Source organism: Aquimarina sp. RZ0, assembly GCF_008370685.1.
Lineage (GTDB): Bacteria > Bacteroidota > Bacteroidia > Flavobacteriales > Flavobacteriaceae > Aquimarina.
The window spans coordinates 1-1,901 of the sequence record NZ_VTZU01000192.1 but is presented as its reverse complement, the minus strand read 5'-3'; the positions used below and the strand labels follow the sequence as shown (position 1 = coordinate 1,901).

The following is a 1,901-nucleotide window of genomic DNA, read 5'->3' as shown; positions in this document are numbered from 1 at the left end:
CTCCATCATCAATACCATATTCTAATTGTCCTACTCCCGTAGCTGTTACTGTAAATGTATAATTATTGTCAAATACACAAACATCATCAACAAAAACAGGAACACTCGTGAATACTGGATCAGCAATCTCGGTAATGGTTACATCCAATGGACCTGCTAAACAAAAGCCTGGGGCTCCGGTGGTAACACTCGAATCTATAACATAAACATCCCAATCTAGTCCTAAAGCCGGATCTAATATTAATGTACTAACAGGTCCATAACTACCTATCAATGGGGCTGGGGCTCCATCTGGAACTACAGCATATTGATAAGGTGGGATCCCTCCAACTCCATTGACAACAACCTGAGCATCTATATTACAATTGGCATCGGTTTGTGATATCAAATTAAGCTCTAGTAATGGTGGTTCAGTGATATTGAAGTCTACCGTATCTGTACAGAAGGGATCTGCAGAAGTACCTACTGCCAAGGTATAATTCCCTACTCCCAAATTAGGAATCGTTAAAGAATATGGATCTGTGGCTGCCGGATCATTACCAGTTAAAATAGAGTTTCCTGTAGCACTGTTAAATAATTCCCACTGTAAACCAACGCCTCCAAAAGCAGTAACATCAACTGTTATAGAACCGTCCGTAAGTCCATTACAACTAATATTTTGTAAAGCGCTCTGAGTTACCGTTGGTGAGGTAGCATTGGTCTGTGGAGTTAACGTCTCTCTATAAATACAGCCTCCACCATCTCGAACTTCTACAATATAGGAAACACCAAATAATAACTGACTAAACTGATGAAGGTTTCCTCCAACTCCGCCGATAACTACAAAAGGTGGTGGTGGAGGAGTTCCTAACCCATTGGTAGGGTTAAAATTACCTAAAGGTACCGGGGCTCCAACAATCCTGATTTCAAAAGGAGGATTCCCGTTATTGATCGCAATATCATATACTGCGCCATTGGCATTACAATCAGAAGGACCTGCATTAAATAATATCTCTAAATCATCTGGTGGACTTGAAACCGTGATAGTATTAGTCGTAAACAAACATCCATTCTCATCTTCAACAGTGATAAAATACGTTCCAAAATCAACTTCACCAAAAGTAAGTGTGGTAGCCGTAGTAGGCAAAGCTGGGTTTGCAGAAGTAAATACTGCTGGTAATGCTGTAGCTGCTGTTACTAATGTACCGTCAGAATTAAGTAAAGTATATGTATAACCTGTCGTACTTACAGTACCACCAGTTACATTTTCAACCGTTACTGTACCATAATCAAAGGTACCTGCTCCAGTACAAGAAACTGGCTCAAAAGTGATCGTAGCGGATATTGGGTCTGGTTCATCTATAGTTACACTGCCAGTAAGAGTACATGATTTAGCATCACGTACTATATAAGTATAGGTGCCTGCTGCCAGACCTGAGTATACCGTTTGTAAACTAAAAGTACCTCCATTATCAATACTTGTCTCATAAGGACCTGTACCAATACTTGTATCAATAGTAAAGGTAATTATTCCTGTAGCATCTCCATTACAAAAAATATCTGTCGCTACTACCGTTGCTACAGGATCTGGTGCTGGATTAATCGTAATTATAGAGGTCTCTGCCTCACAGCCTGCGCTATCGGTAACTCTAAACTGATACGTGCCGGCTACAGTCGTAGTAAACGGAAAACCGCCGCCATAGGCAACATAACCCCCACCATTGGTATTCAACTCAAAGGTATTACCGCCATTGCCTCCTGATACTGTAACATTTATTTCAGCATCCGGACTGGCACTACAATCCAAATCTTTGGTTAAAGAGGCTGTAATCAGCAGTTCGTCTGCTATCGTAAATGGAATAGCGCCTGAAGAACAATTATTAGAATCGCTAACTAATACACTATATGTACCTGGTGTCAAC

General features: G+C 40.7%; 1 pseudogene. It reads right to left on the bottom strand.

The annotated features are described in order from the left end of the window. Positions 1-1,901: pseudogene (locus F0000_RS27150) on the bottom strand (hypothetical protein); the annotation flags it as partial.